This window comes from Actinomadura sp. CNU-125 (assembly GCF_001942465.1).
Taxonomy (GTDB): domain Bacteria; phylum Actinomycetota; class Actinomycetes; order Streptosporangiales; family Streptosporangiaceae; genus Spirillospora.
The window spans coordinates 1-21,571 of the sequence record NZ_MKJY01000003.1 but is presented as its reverse complement, the minus strand read 5'-3'; the positions used below and the strand labels follow the sequence as shown (position 1 = coordinate 21,571).

26 protein-coding genes and 1 pseudogene are annotated in these 21,571 nt (G+C 70.5%); 18 read left to right on the top strand and 9 right to left on the bottom strand.

Annotated features, from left to right (window positions below; genetic code table 11):
* Positions 1-172: 172 nt before the first annotated feature.
* Positions 173-874, bottom strand: a complete 702-nt coding sequence (locus BJF79_RS00485) for a MerR family transcriptional regulator (RefSeq protein WP_075894503.1) — start codon at positions 872-874, stop codon at positions 173-175.
* Between the two features lie 75 nt (positions 875-949).
* Here BJF79_RS00485 and BJF79_RS00480 point away from each other — a divergent pair, with 75 nt between their 5' ends.
* Entirely contained in the window at positions 950-2,092 is a 1,143-nt protein-coding gene (locus BJF79_RS00480; protein WP_075894502.1) for an acyl-CoA dehydrogenase family protein, read from the top strand.
* On the opposite strand, the gene BJF79_RS50310 is transcribed toward BJF79_RS00480, so the two are convergent.
* On the bottom strand, positions 2,067-2,555 hold the full coding sequence (locus tag BJF79_RS50310; RefSeq protein WP_083733051.1) for an alcohol dehydrogenase catalytic domain-containing protein: 489 nt from the start codon (positions 2,553-2,555) through the stop codon (positions 2,067-2,069). The two genes, BJF79_RS00480 and BJF79_RS50310, sit on opposite strands and share 26 nt — an antisense overlap.
* Before the next feature lie 90 nt (positions 2,556-2,645).
* On the opposite strand from BJF79_RS50310, the gene BJF79_RS00470 reads away from it, so the two are divergent.
* The 5 genes from BJF79_RS00470 to BJF79_RS00450 are packed head-to-tail and all read left to right on the top strand — an operon-like array spanning position 2,646 to position 7,765.
* Positions 2,646-3,974: an AAA family ATPase gene (locus BJF79_RS00470; RefSeq protein ID WP_075894501.1), complete on the top strand. Its 1,329-nt coding sequence runs from the start codon at positions 2,646-2,648 to the stop codon at positions 3,972-3,974.
* On the top strand, positions 3,971-5,194 hold the full coding sequence (locus BJF79_RS00465; protein ID WP_075894500.1) for a tetratricopeptide repeat protein: 1,224 nt from the start codon (positions 3,971-3,973) through the stop codon (positions 5,192-5,194). Before BJF79_RS00470 ends, BJF79_RS00465 begins: the two co-directional genes overlap by 4 nt.
* Before the next feature lie 16 nt (positions 5,195-5,210).
* A complete protein-coding gene (locus BJF79_RS00460; protein ID WP_262401314.1) occupies positions 5,211-6,386 on the top strand; it encodes a tetratricopeptide repeat protein in 1,176 nt (391 codons plus the stop codon).
* A 14-nt stretch (positions 6,387-6,400) separates the two neighbouring features.
* A complete protein-coding gene (locus tag BJF79_RS00455) occupies positions 6,401-7,291 on the top strand; it encodes an LLM class flavin-dependent oxidoreductase (RefSeq protein ID WP_262401313.1) in 891 nt (296 codons plus the stop codon).
* Positions 7,292-7,330: 39 nt separating this feature from the next.
* Positions 7,331-7,765 (top strand): nuclear transport factor 2 family protein, encoded by a 435-nt coding sequence (locus BJF79_RS00450; RefSeq protein ID WP_075894498.1) that lies wholly within the window; start codon positions 7,331-7,333, stop codon positions 7,763-7,765.
* On the opposite strand, the gene BJF79_RS00445 is transcribed toward BJF79_RS00450, so the two are convergent.
* Positions 7,755-8,156 carry a MerR family transcriptional regulator gene (locus tag BJF79_RS00445; protein ID WP_262401312.1) on the bottom strand — a complete coding sequence of 134 codons (402 nt, stop codon included), beginning with the start codon at positions 8,154-8,156 and terminating at the stop codon, positions 7,755-7,757. The two genes, BJF79_RS00450 and BJF79_RS00445, sit on opposite strands and share 11 nt — an antisense overlap.
* A 114-nt stretch (positions 8,157-8,270) precedes the next feature.
* On the opposite strand from BJF79_RS00445, the gene BJF79_RS00440 reads away from it, so the two are divergent.
* A complete protein-coding gene (locus tag BJF79_RS00440) occupies positions 8,271-9,176 on the top strand; it encodes an alpha/beta hydrolase family protein (RefSeq protein WP_075894497.1) in 906 nt (301 codons plus the stop codon).
* A 474-nt stretch (positions 9,177-9,650) separates the two neighbouring features.
* Here BJF79_RS00440 and BJF79_RS54985 read toward each other — a convergent pair whose 3' ends face one another.
* Complete coding sequence (locus BJF79_RS54985) at positions 9,651-9,866, bottom strand: hypothetical protein (protein ID WP_075894496.1); 216 nt, start codon at positions 9,864-9,866, stop codon at positions 9,651-9,653.
* A gap of 154 nt (positions 9,867-10,020) precedes the next feature.
* On the opposite strand from BJF79_RS54985, the gene BJF79_RS66330 reads away from it, so the two are divergent.
* The 5 genes from BJF79_RS66330 to BJF79_RS00410 all read left to right on the top strand — a co-directional run bounded on the left by BJF79_RS66330 (position 10,021) and on the right by BJF79_RS00410 (position 11,979).
* Positions 10,021-10,284 (top strand): helix-turn-helix domain-containing protein, encoded by a 264-nt coding sequence (locus tag BJF79_RS66330; RefSeq protein ID WP_075894495.1) that lies wholly within the window; start codon positions 10,021-10,023, stop codon positions 10,282-10,284.
* Complete coding sequence (locus tag BJF79_RS00425; protein ID WP_143219616.1) at positions 10,254-10,880, top strand: DUF5753 domain-containing protein; 627 nt, start codon at positions 10,254-10,256, stop codon at positions 10,878-10,880. The genes BJF79_RS66330 and BJF79_RS00425 overlap by 31 nt, the downstream gene beginning before the upstream one ends.
* Positions 10,828-11,034: a DUF397 domain-containing protein gene (locus tag BJF79_RS00420; protein ID WP_075894493.1), complete on the top strand. Its 207-nt coding sequence runs from the start codon at positions 10,828-10,830 to the stop codon at positions 11,032-11,034. Before BJF79_RS00425 ends, BJF79_RS00420 begins: the two co-directional genes overlap by 53 nt.
* 157 nt (positions 11,035-11,191) lie before the next feature.
* On the top strand, positions 11,192-11,380 hold the full coding sequence (locus BJF79_RS00415) for a hypothetical protein (protein ID WP_075894492.1): 189 nt from the start codon (positions 11,192-11,194) through the stop codon (positions 11,378-11,380).
* Entirely contained in the window at positions 11,380-11,979 is a 600-nt protein-coding gene (locus tag BJF79_RS00410) for a hypothetical protein (protein ID WP_075894491.1), read from the top strand. The genes BJF79_RS00415 and BJF79_RS00410 overlap by 1 nt, the downstream gene beginning before the upstream one ends.
* Positions 11,980-12,123: 144 nt before the next feature.
* On the opposite strand, the pseudogene BJF79_RS57790 reads toward BJF79_RS00410, so the two are convergent.
* A pseudogene (locus BJF79_RS57790) lies at positions 12,124-12,267 on the bottom strand (GMC oxidoreductase); the annotation flags it as partial.
* Positions 12,268-12,306: 39 nt separating this feature from the next.
* Positions 12,307-13,749: a GMC family oxidoreductase N-terminal domain-containing protein gene (locus BJF79_RS00405; RefSeq protein WP_262401311.1), complete on the bottom strand. Its 1,443-nt coding sequence runs from the start codon at positions 13,747-13,749 to the stop codon at positions 12,307-12,309.
* A 176-nt stretch (positions 13,750-13,925) separates the two neighbouring features.
* On the opposite strand from BJF79_RS00405, the gene BJF79_RS00400 reads away from it, so the two are divergent.
* Both BJF79_RS00400 and BJF79_RS00395 read left to right on the top strand, forming a co-directional pair.
* Entirely contained in the window at positions 13,926-15,005 is a 1,080-nt protein-coding gene (locus BJF79_RS00400) for a dihydrodipicolinate reductase (protein WP_075894490.1), read from the top strand.
* On the top strand, positions 15,002-15,481 hold the full coding sequence (locus BJF79_RS00395; RefSeq protein WP_075894489.1) for a carboxymuconolactone decarboxylase family protein: 480 nt from the start codon (positions 15,002-15,004) through the stop codon (positions 15,479-15,481). The genes BJF79_RS00400 and BJF79_RS00395 overlap by 4 nt, the downstream gene beginning before the upstream one ends.
* A 77-nt stretch (positions 15,482-15,558) precedes the next feature.
* Here the strand turns inward: BJF79_RS00395 and BJF79_RS00390 are convergent, their stop codons facing one another.
* The 3 genes from BJF79_RS00390 to BJF79_RS57785 all read right to left on the bottom strand — a co-directional run bounded on the left by BJF79_RS00390 (position 15,559) and on the right by BJF79_RS57785 (position 17,080).
* A complete protein-coding gene (locus BJF79_RS00390) occupies positions 15,559-16,041 on the bottom strand; it encodes a DUF3592 domain-containing protein (RefSeq protein ID WP_075894488.1) in 483 nt (160 codons plus the stop codon).
* A gap of 89 nt (positions 16,042-16,130) precedes the next feature.
* Positions 16,131-16,946 carry a sigma factor-like helix-turn-helix DNA-binding protein gene (locus tag BJF79_RS00385; RefSeq protein ID WP_262401310.1) on the bottom strand — a complete coding sequence of 272 codons (816 nt, stop codon included), beginning with the start codon at positions 16,944-16,946 and terminating at the stop codon, positions 16,131-16,133.
* Positions 16,919-17,080 (bottom strand): sigma factor, encoded by a 162-nt coding sequence (locus BJF79_RS57785; RefSeq protein ID WP_262401309.1) that lies wholly within the window; start codon positions 17,078-17,080, stop codon positions 16,919-16,921. The genes BJF79_RS00385 and BJF79_RS57785 overlap by 28 nt, the downstream gene beginning before the upstream one ends.
* Positions 17,081-17,598: 518 nt before the next feature.
* Between BJF79_RS57785 and BJF79_RS57780 the strand changes: the two genes are divergently transcribed.
* The 4 genes from BJF79_RS57780 to BJF79_RS00365 form a co-directional block, all read left to right on the top strand.
* Entirely contained in the window at positions 17,599-18,729 is a 1,131-nt protein-coding gene (locus BJF79_RS57780; protein ID WP_262401308.1) for a hypothetical protein, read from the top strand.
* On the top strand, positions 18,636-18,830 hold the full coding sequence (locus BJF79_RS66325; RefSeq protein ID WP_410050015.1) for a helix-turn-helix domain-containing protein: 195 nt from the start codon (positions 18,636-18,638) through the stop codon (positions 18,828-18,830). Before BJF79_RS57780 ends, BJF79_RS66325 begins: the two co-directional genes overlap by 94 nt.
* A gap of 173 nt (positions 18,831-19,003) precedes the next feature.
* Positions 19,004-19,795, top strand: coding sequence for an acyl-CoA thioesterase domain-containing protein (locus BJF79_RS00370; protein ID WP_083733049.1), 792 nt, complete (start codon positions 19,004-19,006; stop codon positions 19,793-19,795).
* Between the two features lie 223 nt (positions 19,796-20,018).
* Positions 20,019-21,571: fatty acyl-AMP ligase (locus BJF79_RS00365; protein ID WP_075894485.1), on the top strand; the 1,553-nt coding region annotated here is incomplete at its 3' end.

The window sequence follows — 21,571 nt, the reverse complement described above, 5'->3', positions numbered from 1 at the left end:
GGCGTGCTCGGGTGGTGCGCCGCACGGACACGCGCCCCGGGAACCCACCGGTGCCCCCCACGCTCGTCAGAGATCGTGCGGGCCCGGAGCATGGCCCGGCCCGCGGTCCGAAAGAGTGTAAAGGACGGCGATCACGTGGCTCGTGCGTTCGCCGGGTTCTCGCCGGATCCGGTCAGCGTTCGGTCGACCGCCGGATCGCCTCGTCCACCGCGCGCTGGAACGACGTCACCAGCGACTGGATCAGCAGCGGCTTGAGCCGCCCGGCCATCTCCATGAGCCGCGCGCGGTCCTCCGGCGCCCGGCCGCCCTCCCGGTAGGGGCGGACCACGCTGTCCTGGAACACTCCCTGGAGTTCGGCCGCCAGCGCGGCGGTGTGCCGGTCGACGGCCTCGTGGGACGCGACGAGCGTCTCCAGCGGCAGCGACAGCGCGGCCAGTTCGGCGCCGATGCCCAGCAGGGCCGGGCTGACGACGCGCACGTCGTCCCCGGTGGCGGGCTCGATGACGCCGAGCGCTTCGAGGCGCTTCAGCGACTCGTCGTCGAGGTGGCGTCCGACCCGGCGGTCCAGCTCGTGCCGGTCGAGCACCTCCGCGTCCTCCGGCGCCCACGGCGACAGCAGCGCCCGCTGCAACGCGAGGTCCTCCACCGGCGCGTCGAGGGGGATCTTCTCCAGGTGCTTCTCGATCGCGGCGAGCGTCAGCCCGAGGCTCTGCAGTTCCCGGACGAGTTCCACCCGCGCCAGGTGCTCCTCGCCGTACAGGCCGGTCCGTCCCCGCAGCTTCGGCGGCGGCAGGAGCCCGCGCCCGGCGTAGAACCGGACCGTCCGCACACTGACCCCGGCGCGCGCGGCCAGCTGGTCAACGGTCAGTTCCATCCCGCCCCCTCAATGTGACACCACTAGTGTTACATTAATCCTGTATCAGTAGCCACTTATCGAGGAGACCGCCGGATGGCACGGGAGATCTTCACCGAGGAGCACGAGGCGTTCCGCGACATGGTCCGCTCCTTCATCGAGAAGGAGATCGCGCCCCACCACGAGCAGTGGGAGAAGGACGGCGTCGTCTCCCGCGACGTCTGGCTCGCCGCCGGACGGCAGGGCCTGCTCGGCATCGACATGCCCGAGGAGCACGGCGGCGGCGGGAACCCCGACTACCGCTACTACGTGATCCTCAACGAGGAACTCGCCAAGGCGGGCGTGCACGGCCCCGGCTTCTCCGTGCACAACGACATCAACGGCGGCTACCTGCGCCAGCTGTGCAACGACGAGCAGAAGGCCCGCTGGTTCCCCGGTTACTGCTCCGGCGAGCTGATCACCGGCATCGCGATGACCGAGCCCGCCGCCGGTTCCGACCTCCAGGGCATCAAGGCCACCGCGATCAAGGACGGCGACGAGTACGTCCTGAACGGCTCGAAGACCTTCATCTCCAACGGCATCCTCGCCGACCTGGTCATCGTCGTCGCCAAGACCGACCCGTCCGCCGGGGCCAAGGGCGTCAGCCTCCTCGCCGTCGAGCGCGGCATGGCCGGGTTCGAGCGCGGCCGCAACCTCGACAAGGTCGGCATGCACGCCCAGGACACCGCCGAGCTGTTCTTCGACAACGTCCGCGTCCCCGCGAAGAACCTCCTCGGCGAGGAGGGCATGGGCTTCATCTACCTCATGCAGAACCTCGCCCGCGAGCGCCTGTCCATCGGCGCGACCGCCCAGGCCGCCGCCGAATCGGCCTTCGAGCAGACCCTCGAATACTGCAAGACGCGCGAGGCGTTCGGCCGTCCCATCGGCAAGTTCCAGCACAACCGCTTCACCCTCGCGGAGATGAAGACGGAACTGACCGTCACCCGCACCTTCACCGACGAATGCATCGTCAAGGAGAGCAAGGGCGAGCTCACCGTCGAAGAGGCGGCGATGCTCAAGTACTGGAACACCGAGCTGCTCAAGCGCGTCGTCGACCGCTGCGTCCAGCTTCACGGCGGCTACGGCTACATGACCGAATACCCCATCGCCAAGGCGTACCAGGACGTCCGCATCCAGACGATCTTCGGCGGCACGACCGAGATCATGAAAGAGATCATCGGCCGTTCCCTCGGCGTCTGACCGCCCCGGTCACGGCGTCCGGAGGAGGCGGCCCCGCACGTCTCCCGACTCCAGCCGCCGGTGCGCCTCGGCCGTGTCGGCGAGGGGCGGCCGGCCCGCGACGCGCGGCCGCCACGGCGTCGTCCGCAGCAGCCGGACGACGCCGTCGGCCGCGGCGGCGTACTCGGCGAAGGAGGCCCTGCCGCCCGTGATGCCCGAGGCTGTCGCACCAGACCCGCCGTCCGGCGGCGAACCCGGTGCCCGGTCCCGCCCGCACGACCTCCCCGACGAGGTCGCGGCCGATGACGAACGGGACGGGCATCGCCGTCCGGTGCGCGCCCGAACGGACGAGCGCGTCCACGGGGTCCGCGGCGACGGCGTGCACGCGCACCAGCACGTCCGTCGGGCCGACCGCGGGTGCGGGAAGGGGCCCGAAGCGGATCGCGTCCGCCGGTCCGGGCCCGGTGATGTAGGCGGCGTCCATGCCCTACCGGTGCCCCCGATGCGGCGGATCATCGTCGGCGCCGCATGGCATCATCGCGCCAGGACGATTCCCTCCGGAAAGGCTGGGTCTGTGACGGATCGGGGAGCACTGGACGCCCTGCGCCAAGCGATCGAGGTGTCACCGGACAACCTGCCGCTGCGCCGCCACCTCGCGGAGCAGCTGCTGGCCGCGGGCCTGCTCATGGACGCCGAGGGCCAGTTCCGCGAGGCGCTCGCGCTCGCCCCCGGCGACGCGGGCCTCGCGACGGGCCTCGCCGAGGCGTTCCTGCGGCAGGGCAAGAACGGCGCGGCGATCGCGGCCCTGGACCGGGTGGCCGACGGCCCGCCGAAGGCGGGGCTCATCCTCGCGAAGGCGCTGGTCGCGGAGGGCGACGTCCCCGCCGCCCGGCCCCGCTACTGGGAGGCCGTCGCCCGCGACGCCGCGCTCGCCGACCCCGCGTTCGAGGCGGCCCTCGGACATTCGCAGGCGCCGCCCGTCCCGGTCGAGGAGATCGACGCCGAGCCGCCGGAAGGGCGCGTACCGTCCGGGACCGGCTCCGGCGTCACGTTCGACGACGTCGCCGGGATGGACGAGGTCAAGCAGACCCTCCGAATGAAGCTGCTGCTCCCCGTCCAGCAGCCGGACCTGTTCGCCGCCTACGGCAAGCGCGCGGGCGGCGGCGTCCTGCTGTACGGGCCGCCCGGCTGCGGCAAGACGCACCTCGCGCGGGCGGCCGCCGGGGAACTCGGCGCCGGATTCATCAGCGTCGGCCTGTCCGACATCCTCGACATGTACATCGGGTCGAGCGAACGGAACCTGCACTCGACGTTCGAGACGGCCCGCCGGAACGCCCCGTGCGTCCTGTTCTTCGACGAGGTGGACGCGCTCGCCGCGCGCCGCTCGGACATGCGGCACGCCACGAACCGGCAGGTCGTCAACCAGTTCCTCGCCGAACTCGACGGGGTGGAGGCCGGAGCCAACGAGGGCGTGCTGGTCCTCGCCGCCACGAACGCCCCCTGGTACCTCGACGCCGCGTTCCGCCGTCCCGGACGGTTCGACCGGCTCGTGTTCGTCCCGCCCCCGGACGCCGCCGCGCGCGCGGCCGTCCTGTCCCTGCTCTGCCGGGAGGTGCCGCTCGCCGAGATGGACTTCCGGAAGGTCGCGGGCGCCACGGACGGGTTCGCGGGCGCCGACCTCAAGGGCGTCGTCGACCGGGCGGTCGAGGCCAAGCTGCAGGAGGCGATGCGCGCCGGGCGTCCGCTCCCGCTCGCCACCGGCGACCTGCTGGACGCGGCGCGCGCCGCCCGCCCGACGGCCGTCCCCGAGTGGATGGCGACGGCCCGCAACTACGTCATGCACGCCAACGAGAGCGGCACCTGGGACGACCTGCTGCCCTGGATCGGCGGCAAGGGCCGGTGACGGACGCGACGCGCGCGGACGCCGCCCTGGAGCGGGCGCGCATGCTGCTGCAGTTGCAGCGTCCCGCCGACGCCGAGCGCGAGGCCCGCTCCGTCCTCGCCGAGGACGCCGCCAACGTGCGGGCCTACCTGTACTTGGCGCGCGCGCTGTCGATCCAGGGCGACACGGACGGCGCGCTCGACGCGGTGAACGCCTACGTCGCGTCCCGTCCGGACGACTGGGTCGGCCACACGGAGGCGGGCTCGGTACTGCTCGAAGCCCAACGCCACCGGGAAGCCGTGGTCGCCTACCAGCACGCGCTGGCCCACAACACCGACGAGCCGTACATCTACAACCGGCTGGCGTGGACCCACTACGAACTGGACGAGTGGTACGCGGCACGGACGGCCGCAGAACACGCCCTGACCATGACCCCGGACGATCCCGACCTCCTCGCCGTCCTGGGCATGACCCTTGCCAGGTACGGGGAGAAGGACCGGGCCCGGGAGCACACGGAGCGCGCGCTGGCACTGGCCCCGGAGAACGCGGTGGTGCACCGCGCACATGCCACGGTGCTGCTGAAGACGGGACGGCCCCGCGACGCCGCCGACGCGTTCCGTGCGTCCCTGCGCATCGACCCCGCCTGGAAGGGCGGCGGCAGCGCGGTCCTGCAGGCGGAGATGAGCCGCAACCCGCTGTTCGGCCTGCACCGCCGCCTGTGGGAGCTGCGCTCCAAGCCCCGCGCGCAGATCGTCTGGTGGCTCGTCCTGAGCATCTTCCCGATCTGGGCCGCGTTCATGGTGGTCTGCACCCTGCTGATGTGGGTGAACTGGGTGAACATCCTCCTCACCGCCCTGTGGCTGCACCGCGACCCGCAACGCCGCGACCTGGTGGAACCGGCCTTCCTCTACCGGACCGCCGGAGCCGCGCTCGGCATCGGCGCGGCGATGGTGATCCTCGGCGCCGCCCTGCACGACGGACGCACCGTCCTGCTCGGCCTCGCCGTGCTGGCCCTCATCACGCCCATGATGGAACCGGCGACGCTCGACGGGAACCGCGACGCCCTGTTCCTGCTCCTGCCCCTCGCCCTCATCGCCTGGCTCGCCGTCCTGATCCCCATCGCCTACACCTTCGACCCGGGCTGGACGCGCCCGGCGGCGCTCATCACCTTCTACCTCGCCCTGTGCTCCACCTGGCTCTCCGTCCTCCTGCACCGCCGCCACACCCTCTCGCGGGCATGAACGCGCGCGCGTCCACATCGAACGCGCGAAGGTCCTGCTCGACCTGGGCCGTCCCGCCGACGCCGAACGCGAGATCCGCACCGCCCTGGCCGAAGACCCTGAGAATCGCGGGGCGTACCTGTACCTGGCGCGCGCGCTGTCGCGCCAGCGTGACCTCCCCGGCGCCCTGGAAGCAGTGAACGTTTACGTGGCCGCCCATCCGGACGACTGGATGGGACACGCGGAGGCGGGCTCGATCCTGTCCCGGGCGGGTCACTCGCGCGAGGCCATCGCCGCCTTCGAGAACGCACTGGAACGCAATCCGGACGCCGTGTTCGTCCACAGAAGACTGGCGTGGGCGTACTACTTCATGGGGAAACGCTCCCCGGCGTGCGATGCCGCAGAGCGCGCGCTTGCCCTGGCCCCGGACGACCACGAAGCCCACGCCGTCATGACCTTGATCCTCCTCCAGTACAGGGCGACGGACGAAGCCCGCAAGCACGCGGAGCGCGCGCTGGAACTGGCCCCCGAGCGGGAACTCGCCCACTGGGTGCACGGCCTCGCGCTGGCGAAGTCCGGCCGCCACCGCGCCGCCGCCGAGGCGTACCGCGAGGTGCTGCGGATCAATCCCGCCCACGAGAGCATGCGCGGCGCGAGCATGCAGGCCGAACTGCGCCGGAACCCCCTGCACAGATTGCACCTGGTCCTGTGGCGGCTGCGCACGCGCCCCCGCGCGCAGATCGGCTGGTGGTTCGCGTGGTGCTGCTTCGCCCCGTGGCTGGCGGTCATGGCCGTGATCACCGTCCTGATATGGGTGAGCTGGGGAAACAACACCCTCACCGTCCTATACCTGTACCGCGATCGGCGGCGCCGCCCCCTGGTGGATTCGGCGATCCACTACAAGATCGCCGGGCTGACACTCGGCGTCGGCGCGGCGATGCTGACCACGGGCGCCGTTCTCGGGGACGGACGCACCGCCGCGCTCGCCCTCGCCGTGCTGTCCCTCGTCACGCCCGTGCTGGAGCCCACGACCCTCGACGGCGCCCCTCGCAAGTACTTCATGGCCGTCCCGTTCGCGCTCGCGGGCTGGCTCGCCGTCCTGACCCCGCTCGTGTACACGATGCCGTCCGGCTGGGCCATCCCCGCCGCCGTCCTCACGTGCTGCGCGGGTCTGTGCTCGGCCTGGCTCTCGATCCTGCTGCGCCGCCGCTGACCCCTGGCGCGTAACTGCAACACGTTCTAGTATTCGGTGATGCGGTTCACCTACGCCGAGGCGATGACCGACCCGGCCCACTACCTCCCGCTCCGCGGGCGGCCGAGGACGCGGGATACACGAGCATCTCCGTCGCCGACTCGCTCATCTATCCGAAGGAATCCGACACCTCGTACCCGTACACCGAGACGGGCGACCGCGGATTCCTGGAGGACAAGGCGTTCATCGAGACGTTCACGCTGATCGCCGCGATGGGCGCCGTGACGTCCCGTATCCGCTTCACCCCGTTCGTCCTCAAGCTCCCGGTGCGTCCGCCCGTCCTGGTGGCCAAGCAGGCGATGTCGATCACCGGCCTGATCGGCGACCGGCTCGGCCTCGGCGTCGGCCTGAGCCCGTGGCCCGAGGACTTCCGGGTGATGGGCGTCCCGTGGGAGCGCCGGGGCAAGCGCATGGACGAGGCCATCGATATCATCCGCGGCCTGGGCACCGGCGAGTACTTCGAGTTCCACGGCGAGTTCTTCGACGTCCCCGCGATCAAGATCAACCCGGCCCGTCCGCTCCCGATCCTCGTCGGCGGGCACAGCGAACCCGCGCTGCGCCGCGCCGTCGTGCGCGGCGACGGCTGGATGCACGCGGGCGGCGGCGACGACCTCGACGCCCTCCTGACCAGGATCAACGCGATCCGCGAGGCCGAAGGCAAGGCCGCCGACCCCTTCGAGATCCACGTGATCTCGATGGACGCCTACACGCCCGACGGCGTGAAGCGCCTGGAGGACAAGGGCGTCACCGACGTGATCGTGGGCTTCCGCAACCCCTACGTCAAGGGCCCCGACACCGAGCCCCTCGCCAAGAAGATCGAGCACCTCGAACGCTTCGCCGAGACCGTCATCGGCAAGGCGAACTGACCCATCGACGCCAAAACAGGAACAGGTTACAGTTCTGCCATGGAAGCCGTTATCTGGGACGCCCCGGACGCCGACCACCCCGCCCGCCGCGCTTCCCGCGCGTCCATGGCGGCCGTCCTCGCCGAGGACAAGGACGCGTGGCTGAAGCTCTTCACCACCGACTGCCTCCTCGAAGACCCCGTCGGCCCGTCCTTCATGGACCCGTCCGGCGAGGGCCACCGAGGCCACGAGGGCATCGCCGCGTTCTGGGACAACAACATCGCGACGGTGGCCCGGTTCCGATTCCACATCCGCGACTCGTTCGCCAACGGCGACTCCTGCGCCAACGTCACCACGATCACGACGACGATGGGCGACGGCTCCAAGGTGACGATCGACTGCGTCCTGATCTACAAGGTCGACGACGCGGGCCTCGTCACGTCCATGCGAGCCCACTGGGAACCCGACCGCGCCCTCGCCTCCATCACCAAATAAGGGGGTCAGCCCGGTAGATCGGTGCGCGCCTCACAGGTCCGGCCGGTGCGCAGGTTCGTGCCGCGCCGGTGATGACGGAATCGAGCTGGTCGCGCGTGCCGACCAGCTCGGCGACCTGCCGGTCGATCCGCTCGCGTTCGGCGGCCAGCCGGGCGAGCAGCTCGGGCGTGGCGCGCCCGTCGACGACGCACGGCAGCAGCTCGGCGATCGTCCGGCTGGACAGACCGGCCGTGAACAACCGCTGGATCAGCCGCACCCGCTCGACCGCGCCCTCGGGGTAGTGCCGCTGGCCGCTCGAACTGCGTTCGGCCGCGAGCAGGCCCTGCTGCTCGTAGTACCGCAGGGAGCGGACGCTGACCCCTGTCTTCGAGGCGAGTTCCCCGATCCGCATCAGCCCACCTCCGTGAAGTGCGGCACATGGCTTGCCCCTGACATCGATGTCAGCTTTTAGCGTACCCGGTACGGACCCGATCGGGCCCGACCGCCGGGTACGAAGGAAGCGTTCATGACGTCCGAAATCACTCCGATCGTCTCGGTCAAGCCGATCGTGCTGCCCGCCCCCGGACGCGGCGCGGATCTGCACGTCCGAGTGTCCGCGCCGGTTACCGGGCGCGACCTGCCGATCGTCCTGTTCGCGCACGGGTTCGGCTCGAACCTCGACGGCTACGCGCCTCTCACCGACTACTGGGCGGCTCACGGCTTCGTGGTGATCCAGGCGACGCACCTGGACTCCCGAAGGCTGAGCGGCCCCGCCCACGACCCTCAGGTGTGGCGGTTCCGCGTGGAGGACATGAAGCGCGTCCTCGACGGCCTCGATGTGCTGGAAGCGTCCGTCCCCGGCCTGACCGGACGCCCGGACCGCGGTCGGGTCGCCGCGGCCGGGCACTCCTTCGGCGGGCAGACGGCCGCGATCCTGCTGGGCCTGCGCGTCACCGACCCGCAGACCGGCGTCGCCGAGGATCTCTCCGACACGCGCGTCACGGCGGGCGTCCTGCTGGCCACGGCCGGGAAGGGCGGCGACGACCTGACCCCGTACGCCGCCGAGAACCTCCCCTGGCTGCGCGACCAGGACTTCTCCCACATCACCGCGCCGACCCTCGTGGTCGCCGGAGACAAGGACGAACTCCCGCTGTCGACCCGTGGAGCCGACTGGACCGCCGACCCGTATACCCTCAGCTCGGGCGACAAGAGCCTGCTCACCCTCTTCGGCGCGCAGCACTTCCTCGGCGGCATCGCCGGTTACGACGCCGCCGAGACCACCGACGAGAACCCGGCACGCGTCGCGCTCGTCCAGCAGGTCACCCTCGCCTACCTGCGCCACGCCCTCGGCATCGACCACACCGCCTGGACCGAAGTCCAAGCGGTCCTGGCCGACCCCGCCCACCCACTGGGCCGCCTCGACTCCAAGTGAGAAACCGCGCAGAGACCGCCACGATGACGGCCGATCGAGTGCGAGCGTGACGCCTCCGATCCGGCGACGGACGGCACCGCCCCCGCACGACCGGAGCGATCGTGCGGGGCATCGGACCGTCCAGACCGAACCGGAACGACCAGCACATCCGACACCGTTCGGGACGCGCAGAATCAGGACCCGGGCTAAGCCCCACTCCTGGACACCGATTAGGAACGGCGCCCGACGAGTCGGCTTGATTTCGGCTGCCGGGGCGCGGTGGGGATGGACGGCTGCCGCCCCCGAGGGGATGGTTCCCGCCGGCCAGGGGCCGGGGCACAGGGGTGGGAACCGGAGGGCGGCAGCCGAGCTTGTGCGGTTATCGGTGTTTGCCGACGTAACCGTTGTCGTTGTAGGCCGCGATCCCGAGAACCGTGAACACGAAGACGATGAGGACCAGCAAGATCGAGGTGCCGGCGAGGATGAGGGGCGACATCACAGTCGATCCTCGATTTCGTTTTGGTTGGCCAGTGCCTCGACGGGGGCGACGTACGTGTTCTCGATGAGGGTCGTGGACAGGCCGTGGTAAATCTCCCGATCGGACAGAGTATGTCCCATGCGGGTCGCCACTAGGCATTCCGCGTTCGGCGGCTTGCGGATGTTCCAGGCGGGGTATCGCGTGCGAAGCTCCGCGAGTTCTTGATCGTTCATCGGCTCGAAAGTCTTTGCGATGTCGTCCGAAAGGATGATGACGAGCCTTGCAGGGCGCAATTACTCTGCGCTATGAACCAGTGACACCCCTACGGCACCCGAGCGACACCCGGCGGCACCCCCCGACACCCGCCCTGCACCCACGGAGCGTCCCATGGCATCCAGTCAGAGCAACGACCTCACCACCTACCAGGAGGTCTTCGTTGCCGAGTTGCGGGTTCGGCGGGAGAACGCGGGTCTGTCTCGAAACAAGCTCGCTCAGGCGTTGGGGTGCTCGCCTCAGTGGATATCCAAGATCGAGACGTTCGAGAAGCCCCCGTCGGAAGGGCTTGCCGAAGATCTGGACACCTTTTTTGCGGCGAGTGGCCTTTTTGGCGTCTCTGGGGCATGCACATTGAAGCACGTAAGAATGGGTTGATTCCGAGAGGTTTTCGTCCCCTGATCGGCGCGGAAAAAGAAGCGGTTAGGATCAATATCTACGAGCCGCTGCTTATTCCGGGTCTGCTGCAGACGGAAGAGTACGCCCGGCTCGTGCTGAGCGTTGGGCTGCAGTCGGACAAACTCGAAGAACTTGTTTCCATCCGGATGGAGCGTCAAGTCCTGCTGAGTAGGGAGGATCCTCCTTGGATTTTTCTGCTGATTAGAGAAGCGGTGATACGTGACTTGCGTCCAGAGGTGCGTGTTGGTCAGTGCAAGAGATTGTTGGAATTGATGGACAACCCGAAGTTCTCCGTCCAAGTCCTGCCCGCAGACGCTCTTGTCTTCCATCCGACCGGATATCAGGTTCTTAGCTTCAGGCGACAGCAGGACATCGCATACATGGAAGGTACGGCGGGAAACGCGCAGATGCTCACAGATAGCGATGTAGTACGGCAACTTGCCGTACTCTTCGACGTAGTCAGGTCCGAGGCGTTCAGCGCCAAAGATTCCGCCAACGTCATCCAGAGCATCATGGAGCTCCGTGAGTACCGCCGATCCATCGTCAGTGTGTTGGCGCAAGAGCTCCCGCAGTGACTCCGAAGGGGGCAACTGCGTTGAGGTGGCCGGGCTGGCTGCGGTCGTTGCTGTGCGGGACTCCAAAGACCCGGACGGGCCGAGGGTCCTTGTTGGGCGGGCGGTGTTCGGTGTCTTGGCGGACGAGATCCGCTCTGGGCGGTACGACCGGTAGCTGGTCCGGTCGTCGCCGGCGTCTACTTCGCAGACTGTCCGTCCGGTTCTGCCTCGATGCCCTGCGATGATCACTGGCCGCAAGCGGTCAGGAACGAAGCGTGGCATCCGTTACCCGATGCGTGGATTATGAATCCACGGCGAATGGGGGTAACGGGATGCTGAAGGCCGACAAGATCAATCTCGTCGGGGAATTCCACAGCGAAAGCGACGCGCGCCGAGACGCGGAGAAGGAGTTCTGCCTCGCGGCGGTCAAGAACTCCAACTACTGGGTCGAGCACCTCTTTCCCGATGTGTACGACGGAGACAAGCTGGCGAATCTTCCTGGGGCGGGGACGGCGACCTGATGGAGTACCGTGGCGCGCACGGTGCGGCCCTGGCGATCGAGAAGTTCGATGATCTGGGCAAAGACGCGCTCACCGCGTCGACGACTTCGGTCGATTCAGTCGCCGGGGCGATCAGCGAACTGAACGGCAAGGTCAAAAAGGTCGTGGAGTTCGCGCTCTCGGTCAAGAAGCGTTCGCTGGTCACCACGACCGTCGAGGTGAACACGGCCGTGCAGGCGGTGTACAAGGAGATCGCCGACGCGTGCCGGGCGTACAACGACGCGCTCCGCAACGCCTCGCCGGACGCTCGGCTCGCGGCCGCGCGGGCGCTCGCCGACAGCCGCGCCACCGTCGGCGGCCGAGTGCCGGCCCTGGCCACAGCGGTCGGCGTGACCCTGGTGAACGCGCGCGACGCCGCCGAACTGGCGAAGGTGATGCGCAAGCAGCGCTCCGCCTTCATGGGGGTGGGCGCGGAACACTCGGGTCTGCTCGGCGTCTGGAAGATCGGCAACGCGCACATCACGGACCTGCAGGACGGCACGGCGAAGGTCGATCTCCGGAAGGTCAACGTCGTCACCCGGGACGAGTTCGAGGTGGAGTTCCAAGCCTGGCGAGGCTAGCGCGGTGACCAGCAAGGTCCACCTGGGTTCGTTGATCTGCGGCGTGTTGCCCTTATGGGCGCCCGAGTTAGGGCAACACGCCGCAGATCAACATTAGGAGGGGGCGACCCCGCCACGGAGGCTGTGGCCGGGGCCGCGGGGGCGTTAGAAGTCGGTGCCGATGATCTTGTCGATGTTCCGTTCGGCCAGGGCGGTGATGGTGACGAACGGGTTGACGCTGGTGTTGCCGGGGATGAGCGCGCCGTCGATCACGTACAGGCCCGGGTGGCCGTGGAGGCGGCCGTGGTTGTCGGTGGCCTTGTTGAGGACGGCGCGCCGAGCGGGTGGTTACGTGAGGTGGTCGCCCCAGATCTTGTACACGCCGAAGAGGTCGGTGCGGTAGATCGTCCCCTCCTTGCGGTTGATCTTGTCGAAGACCGACTTGGCCATGTCGATGCCCGCCTGTTTCCAGGACGTCTGCCAGTTCAGGTCGACCTTGCCGGTTCCGGCGTTCCAGGAGAACTGGGCGCGGTGCGGGTTGTTGGTGACCGACAGGTAGAGGGAGGCGTAGGTCTCGATGCCGGTGGGGAGCGGGGCCACCTCGGCGAAGGCGCCGCCCTCGTCCCAGTTGTCGATGCCGACGGTGGGGATGGACGACTGGAGCGAGCCGGTCGGGTCCCACATGTGGTTGGCGCGGCCGCACATGATGTTGCCGTTGTCGCCCCAGCCCTTGCCGACCTCGCCGTTGAGGCCCGGCAGCGCGCCGGTCGCCTTGAGTTTCGTGAGGAGCTTGCTGGTGCCGACGCTGCCCGCGGCGAAGAAGACCTTTCCGGCCGTCACCGTCTTGGTGGCCGTGACGTTGCCGCCGGTGTCGAGCTGCTCGATGGTGACGGTGTAGCCGCCGGACGCCGGAGTCACCGAGGTGACGCGGTGCAGGGGCGAGATCGTGACGCGGCCGGTCGCCTTGGCCTGGGCGAGGTAGGTCTGCTGGAGCGACTTCTTGCCCGCGTTGTTGCCGTAGAGGATCTCGCCGGCGAGCGCCGATCTCGGAACGTTCCCGGCCGCTTCCTGCTTCATGTAGTTGAAGTCGTACACGTTGGGCACGTAGACGAAGTCGAAGCCGGAACGTTCGGCGTGCTTACGTCCGACGCGCGCGTACTGGTAGCAGTCGGTGGTGTCGAACCAGGCCCGGTCGATCTCGTTGACGCCGAGCCCGGCGTTGGCGCGCGGGTAGTAGACGTCGTACATCTCGTCGGCGTCCACGGACGGGAGGATCGCGCCGAACCGCTCGCGCTTCGGGGTGACGGCCATGCCCCCGTTGACGAGCGAGCCGCCGCCGACGCCGCGTCCCTGGTAGACGGTGATGCCGCTGAAGTCCTCGGCGTCCAGGATTCCGGTGTGCCGGGGGACGTCCTTGTCCAGCGGGAAGCCGAGGAAGTTGCTGATCGGCTGCTTGGTGCGGGTGCGGAGCCAGTAGGAGCGGACGTCCGGGGTCTTGGTGTTCGCGAAGATCTTGCCGTCCGAGCCGGGGGTGTCCCAGGCCTTGCCCATCTCGATCATGTGCACGTCGATGCCGGCCTGGGCGAGGCGCAGGGCGGCGACGGAGCCGCCGTAGCCCGATCCGATGATCAGGACCGGAACGCGCTCGCCGTTACCGATCGAGGTCGTGGCCGCGGCGGCGTGGCTCGTCTGGGACAGCAGGCCGAGTCCCAGGATGGAACCGGTTCCAGCGATGAATCCACGGCGGGACACTCCCGCCGATCGGCGTGTTGGCAGGGACGGGTCACTCATGTGAGCTCCCTCACGGTCAGGGTGGGTTGGAACAGGTTCTACATCGACCGTGCAGGAAAAGCCACAACGTACGCGAGAGTAACTTACGTCTGATCACGCACTCGGGGTAATCGGTTACGGTCAGTGAACCAAATGCTTGCTTGGCAACCGTTCGGGCCCCTGTTAACCTCCGGCGTATGATCTCCACGGTCGTCTGGGGCACCGGTAACGTCGGTCGGCTGGCCCTCCGGGCCGTCGAGGCCCACCCCGCGCTGGAACTCACGGACGTGCTCGTCCACGACCCCGGAAAGGTCGGGCGGGACGCCGGTGAGCTCGGTGAGATCGGACGCGCGCTCGGCGTCGCGGCGACCGACGACGTCGGCGCGGTGCTCGACGCGGGCCCCGGGGCCGTCGTGTACGCGGCGTCCGGCGACGTGCGGCCCGACGAGGCCCTCGCCGACATCGTGCGGGCGATCCGGGCCGGTGCGGTGGTCGTCACCCCCGCGCTGTACGCGCTCTACGACCAGCGCAACGCCCCGCCGGAGATGCGGCGGGCCGTGCTGGACGCCGTCGCGGAGGGCGGCGGTTCGCTGTTCGTCTCCGGCGTCGACCCGGGCTGGGGCAACGACGTGCTGCCGCTGCTGGTCAGCGGCCTCGGCACCGAGGTGGACGTCGTCCGGTGCCAGGAGATCTTCGACTACTCCACCTACGACCAGCCCGATTCGGTGCGGTACCTCGTCGGCATGGGCCAGCCGATGGACTACGAGCCGCCGATGCTCGCGCCGACCGTCCCGACCATGGTGTGGGGCGGGCAGGTGCGGCTGATCGCCCGGGGGCTCGGCGTCGAGCTCGACGAGGTCCGCGAGACCCTGGAGCGGCGCCCGCTGGACGCCACCGTGAGCACCGAGTCGATGGGCGACTTCGAGAAGGGCACGCAGGGCGCGGTGCGGTTCGAGGTGCAGGGCATCGTCGGGGGCGAACCCCTCATCGTGGTCGAGCACGTCACCCGCATCCACCCGACCTGCGCCACCGACTGGCCGATGCCGCCGGACGGCGACGGCGCGCACCGCGTGATCATCGAGGGCGTCCCGCGCATCGAGGTGACGGTCGAGGCCACCGACGAGACCGGGAACCGTGCGGCGGGCGGGAACGCCACCGCGGTCGGACGGCTCGTCGGCGCGATCGACTGGCTCGTCGCGGCCGAACCCGGACTCTACGACGCGCTCGACGTCCCGATGCGTCCCGCGACCGGCAAGCTCGGAAGGACGGCACGATGAACATCGACATCCCCGAAGGCAAGGACCCGATCGAGTACGTGTGGGGCGAGATGGTGCCCGGCATCGGGCCCGCCGCCGCGAACTTCTCCATGTCGGTGTACGCCCACACGACGCTCGGGCTCCGCGAGTTCGAGGCCGCGCGACTGCGGATCGCGCAGGTCAACGGGTGCGCCTTCTGCCTCGACTGGCGGACCGACCGGGACGGCGAGAAGGTCGAGGACGGGTTCCTCGACGCGGTGACCGAGTGGCGCACCACCGACGCGTTCGACGACCGCACCCGCCTCGCCGCCGAGTACGCCGAGCGGTACGCGCTCGACCCCCACGGCCTCGACGAGGAGTTCTGGGACCGGATGACCGCGCACTACGGCCAGGTCGAGATCGTGGAGCTGAGCATGAGCATCGGCTCGTGGCTCGCCTTCGGACGGCTCAACCACGTGCTGGGCCTCGACACCGTGTGCATGCTGCCGAACCGCTGACCCGCCCCGCACGCCGCACCGCACGTCCGTCCGACCCGGCCGTCCCGCCGAGGGCGGCTCGCGGTCGTTCCCCGGGGTCACCGGGCGTGGCGGGGAGGGGCGGCGGTGCGTGCCGCCCTCAGGGAGCGGCGCAGGTAGAACGGTGTGGCGGCGAGCGCGGCCAGGAGCAGGATGCCGCCGGTCGCGGCGAGGCCGATCCCGCCGACCGACATGCTGCTCGCCGGTGTCCCGATGATGACGGTTTCGGGGTTCTCGGGGTCGTAGGTGATGTCGACGGTGTCGCCGACGGCGGCTTCGCCCCCGTCCCAGAAGGTGCGGCGGGCGCCGTCGGCGGTCGTGAATTCGACGTGGAGTTCGGTGCGGTGGCCCGCGGTCTTGCCCGTGCTCGTCCTCTTCTCCCGCGTGTCCAGGACGGTGCCGACGGCGCGTCGTCCGCGGTCGTCGAGCGTCGAGCCGACGGTCGCCTGCCGGACGCCCACGTAGACCATGGGGCCGCCCATCAACGCGAAGAGCACGGCGATGGCGACGGGACGGATCACGGCGAGCAGGGAACGGGTCACGGCGTCGGCTCCGGGGGGCGGCGTCCGCCGATCCTAGTGCGGCGACCACCAAGGTTCACCTGGGTTCGTTGATCTGCGGCGTGTTGCCCTTATGAGCGGCCGGATAAGGGCAACACGCCGCAGATCAACATCAGGACGGGACCGTCGGCTCGGTGGACGGTCGTGGGCGCCGCGCTAGTCGGCGTCCGGGAGTTTGTCGGGGTTCGTGACGGTGTAGATGCCGGTGATGTGGTCGCCGTCGAGGTCGAGGACCATGACGGCGAAGGGGGCGTCGTCGGCGAAGAAGACGGCGGACGGGTCGCCGTTGACGGTGCGGTAGTCGATGTCGAGGTCGGTCCGGCGGGGCGCGGTGGCGGCGAGGGTGCGGGCGACGCGGTCGCGGCCGTGGATCGGGCGCAGGGGGGTGCCGCGCTTGCCGCCGGCGTCCATCCAGAGGGTGCGTCCGGGGCGAGGATCTCCAGGAGCGTGCCGATGTCGCCGCCGAGGGCGGCGCGCAGGAACCGCTCGGTCGCCTGCCGCTGGACGCCCGGGTCCGTCGGGAACCGGGGGCGGCGGGCGTGGACGTGCGCGCGGGCGCGGTGGGCGAGCTGCCGGACGGCGGACGGGCTGCGGTCCAGGATCGCGGCGATCTCGGGGTGCGGGTAGCCGAACACCTCGTGCAGGACGAACACGGCCCGTTCGAGCGGCGAGAGGGTCTCCAGGACGACGAGCAGGGCCATCGAGACGGCCTCGGTCCGTTCGGCGGACTCGTCGGCGCCCGCGACGAGCGGGTCGGGCAGCCAGGGGCCGATGTAGGTCTCGCGGCGGCGGCTGATCGCGGCCTGCCGGGCGAGGGCCGCGTTGACGGCGATGCGGACGAGGTAGGCGCGCGGGTTCGTCACCTCGGGGCGGTCGCGCGCGCCCACGCCAGCCACGTGTCCTGGAGGACGTCCTCGGTGTCGGCGACGCTGCCGAGCAGGTTGTAGACGACCGAGAAGAGCAGCTCGCGGTGGTCGGCGAAGACGCGGGTCGCGGTGTCGGTGATGCCGGTGGCCTCCATGCCTGTGAGAGGAGGGTCCCGGGGACGAGTGTGACATCGCCTCCGTGTGATGTGGGTCTCACGAGGGGGGTCGTCCGTCTGAGAGGTCCCGGGGCCTCGCCGGTGGTTCCGGCCGTGCACGAACGGGTGTGGACCGGCGTCCGCATCGGCGAAATCGCCGGTTGTTCCCCGAGTGTCGAGTAAGGGAACGATTGCTCCCATGTGATCCCTCGATGGCCATTTTGACCGATCCAGGACGGTCCGGGGCGGCGGGCGGGCGGGCTCGCGGGGCGGGGCGCGGGCGCGCCGGGCGGCGGCTGACGTGGGCGTCGCGGTCGCCGCGTGATCGACTTCGGACGCAGGGCGCAAAGTTACCGACCATAACAAGAAACGGACTCCGATGGTGTCACGGTCCGTGACCGGTCGAAAGACGTCTGGAGCGGGTCGAACGGGTGACCGAGACTGGCGGAGTCGCCCCCCGCCCCCGGGCTTCCGGCCCGGTACGAGGTGGCATTCCGTCGATCTCCGAGAGGAACGCCATGCCCGAAGGCACGCATGTCCGTACACCTGTGATCGATGATCGGCCCCAGGTCGGCGCGGACGTCCGGCAGCGCTACCAGAAGGCGATGCGCCTGCGGGTGCACCATCTGACGGGGCGCGTCCTGGACTCGCTCAAGCAGGCCGAGCACGCCTACCGCAGCAGCGGGACGATCCCGTCGCAGGAACCGCCGCAGTGGATCGCGCGGTCGATCGACCGCGCGCTGGACGCGGTGACGCTGCCGTCCCCGGAGATCCCCGCGACGCTCGACATGCCGCACCGGACGGGGACGCGGCGGGGACGGCAGGGGGTGCCAGAGCGCGCGCTGCTGCGGGCGTACCACCTTGGCGGCCGCGAACTGTCGCTTGCGTCGACGCAGTGGGCGATGGAGGAGGGCCTCGACCACCGGGACGTCGCGCTGCTGATCGACGCGATCTGGCGGGTCACCGAGGAGCATTCGGCGGCGGCGGTGACGGCGCTGCGCGGCGCGCGCGACGAGATCGTGGAGCCGCGGCGCGCGGGACACCTGCTGGACGCGCTGCTGAACGGGGACGACGAGGGGCGCACGGTCGCGGCGGTCGCCCGGTCGTTCGCCGTCCCGGAGAGCGGACGGTACGCGGTGGTGGTGCGCCATCCCGTCCACGGGGGAGTGCGGGAGGAGGACCTCGTGCCGTGGGCGAAGGGCACGCGGCTGGTGTGGCGGCGGCACGGCGTCACCGCGGTCGGCGTGGCGGTGCTCGGGACGGCCGGGCCGACGAGCCTGGCGGGCGCGCTGCACGGCGTCGGCGGCTACCGGACGGGCGTCAGCGGCGCACTCGAAGGGCTGGCGTCGCTGGGGCGGGCGCGGCAGGGCGCGGAGGCGGCGGCGCGGACGCCTGCGCCGGGCCGGGCGTGGCGTTCCTGGAGGAGCGGTTCCCGGCGGCGATGCTGCACGCCGACCCCGGGCTGGCGCGGCAGTTGCAGGCGCAGATGCTCGGGCCGGTGCTGGCGCTGGACGCGGGCCGCCGGGACGCGCTGCTGGAGACGCTGGAGGCGTGGCTGCGCGCGGGCGGCTCGGCGAGCCGGGTCGCCGACGACCTGTTCTGCCACCGCAACACGGTGCAGAACCGGCTGCGGCGGCTGGAGGAGTTGACCGGACGTTCGCTGGCGGTCCCGGCGGACGTGATCGATCTCGGGCTGGCCGTCCAGGCGTTCCGCCAGTTCGGGGACGATTCGCCCGGCCGCACCGACTAGTCCCGCCGAGTTCGTTGATCTGCGGCGTGTTGCCCTTATGGGCGCCCGGATAAGGGCAACACGCCGCAGGTCAACGTCAGGAGGGGGCCACCTGCCCGGCGGCGGTGACTGGGAATCGTTGACGGCTGCCCTCTAAGGTGGGTTGGATCATCCAACTCACCTGGAGGTGGCCGATGACGGTTCCTGCGATCGTCGCGCCCGGCGCGCTGCTGCGGTCCCCGGCGGACGGGCCGGTGGTGCCCGACGAGCGGCTGTTCGGCTTCGGCGGCCTGCACGGCGGCCTGGCGCTGGCGCTGCTGACCTCGGCGATGCAGCGGCGGGCCGCCCCGGACGCGGTGCTGCGGCGCGTCGCGCGGATGCACCGGGCGCTCGCCGGGGAGTTCACCGTCGAGACGCGGGTGCTGCGGCCCGGCGGCGTCACGACCACCGCGGCGGAGGCGCGGACGGGCGAGGGCGTGCACGTCGACGCGTCCGCGATCTTCGCCGGGCCGTACGCGGCCGGCGGCCCGGCGGTGGCGCCGCCCGCGCCCGCCGCGCCGCCGCCGCCGGACTGCGAGATCTTCCGGATCCCGCCGGAGTTCGTCCCGATCTCGGAGTTCTGGGAGATCCGCCCGGTCGGCCCGAACCGTCCGTACGCGGGATGCGCGGAACCGGAGCTGACCGCGTGGGTCCGGCTGCTCGAAGACGACGACGCCCCCGACGTCCACCGCCTGATGCTGCTCATGGACGCGCTCGCGCCCGCGTACGCGGCCGTCCTGGACGACCTGCGGCTCGTCCCGACGATGGAGCTGTCGGTCCGGACGGGCGACGGGCTGGCGACCGCGTCGTCGCCTTGGGTGCTGCTGCGCGCGCGCACGCGGAGCGCCGGGACGAGCGGGTGGAACGAGGAGACCATCGACGCGTGGGATCCGCGGGGCGCCCATCTGGGGTCGGCGCACCAGTTGCGGTTGCTGCGCACCTCCTGAGGCCGCGGCCCTCCCAGGCGGCGCCCCGGCCCGTGTGCACCGGGGCGCCGCGCCGCGGTTGTGCAGGCGCGCCAGTTTCGTCCGGCCGCCTTGGGCGCGGCACACAGATCTGCTCCCCGCCGCCCCCGTGGCCATTGACCGAAGCATCGGGGCCGTGGAAATCTCCGGACCGTCGTCGTTTTCCTCTCGACAGGGACGGTAAATGGAGCAATCTGCGATTCCATTGCCCGAAATTCTGCATCGACGGGCGCGAGAACAGGGCGATCGGCTCGCCTTCAGATTTCTCGCGGACGGAACACCGGACCAGGCGGTCGACTGGACCTACGGCGAGCTGGCGCGGCACGCCGCGGTGGTGGCGGCCGAGCTGGCCGGTCCGCAGGCCGGGGGCGGCGCGCGGGCGGACGGGGCGCGCGTCCTGCTCGCCGTGGACCCCGGCCTGCACTACGTGGCCTCGCTGTTCGGGATCTTCGCGGCCGGCGCGACCGCGGTCCCGTCCTTCCCGCCGGCCGGCCGCCGGGCCGCCGACCGGTTCCTGTCGATCATCGCCGACAGTGCGCCCGACGTGGTGATCGCGTCCGCGTGGCAGGCGGCGGAGGCCGCCGAACTGGCGGAGCGGCTGCCCGCCGACCGGCGTCCGCGGCGCTGGATATTCGTGGACGACGCATTTTTCGCGGACGCCGCGTCCGGCGTCGGTGAATTGCCCGTCCGGTGCGGTGAACCGGCGCTGCTGCAGTACACGTCCGGGTCCACCGGAGACCCGAAGGGAATTGTTCTCACCCACGACAATCTGGTCAGCAATTGCATGGTGCTGCACCGGAACATGGGCCCGGACCCCGACCGGATCGGCCTGTCGTGGCTGCCGCCGTACCACGACATGGGGCTGATGGGCACCATCATGCTGGCGCTGCACGGCGGCTGGCCGCTGGTCATCATGTCGCCCGTCCACTTCGTGCAGCGGCCCGCCCGGTGGCTGCGCGCCGTGTCCGAGTACGGCGTCACGATCTCCGTCGCCCCGAACTTCGCGTTCGACATGTGCGTGGACGGCGTGTCCGGCGACGAGCTCGCCGGGTTGGACCTCGGCACGCTCCGGCAGCTCTACTGCGGCGCGGAACCGGTGCTGAAGGCCACCCTCGACCGGTTCCGCGACCGGTTCGCCCCGTACGGGTACCGGGAGTCCGCGCTGATCCCCTGCTACGGGATGGCGGAGGCGACGCTGTTCGTGTCCGGCAAGCCCGACGGCACGACGATGCGCGGCCTCCGCCTCGACAAGGCCGAGCTGGAACGCGGCACCGCCCGCGAGATCCCGGCGGGCGCCGGGCCCGCCGCGGACGTGGTGAGCTGCGGGACGGTCGCCCACGGGCACGAGGCGCTGATCGTCGACCCGCGCACCCGGCGTCCCGTCCCGGACGGCACGGTCGGCGAGATCTGGGTGCGCGGGCCCAACGTCGCGGCGGGCTACTTCGGGCGGCCCGTGCCGACCGCCGAGACGTTCTCGGCGTCCCCCGCCGCCCCGCCGGACGGCGCCGCCGGCCTCGACGCCGACCTCCGCGACGACGCCGACTACCTCCGGACGGGCGACCTCGGCTTCCTGCACGGCGGGGAGCTGTTCGTCACCGGACGGCTCAAGGACGTGATCGTCATCGCGGGCCGCAACCTGTACCCGCAGGACGTCGAGACGTCCGCGCTGGCCGCGCACGACGGGCAGCGCCCGCGCCGCCGCGTTCTCCGTCCGCCCGTCCGTCGCGCGGGCGTCGCGGCGGGCGTCGAGCACGGGCG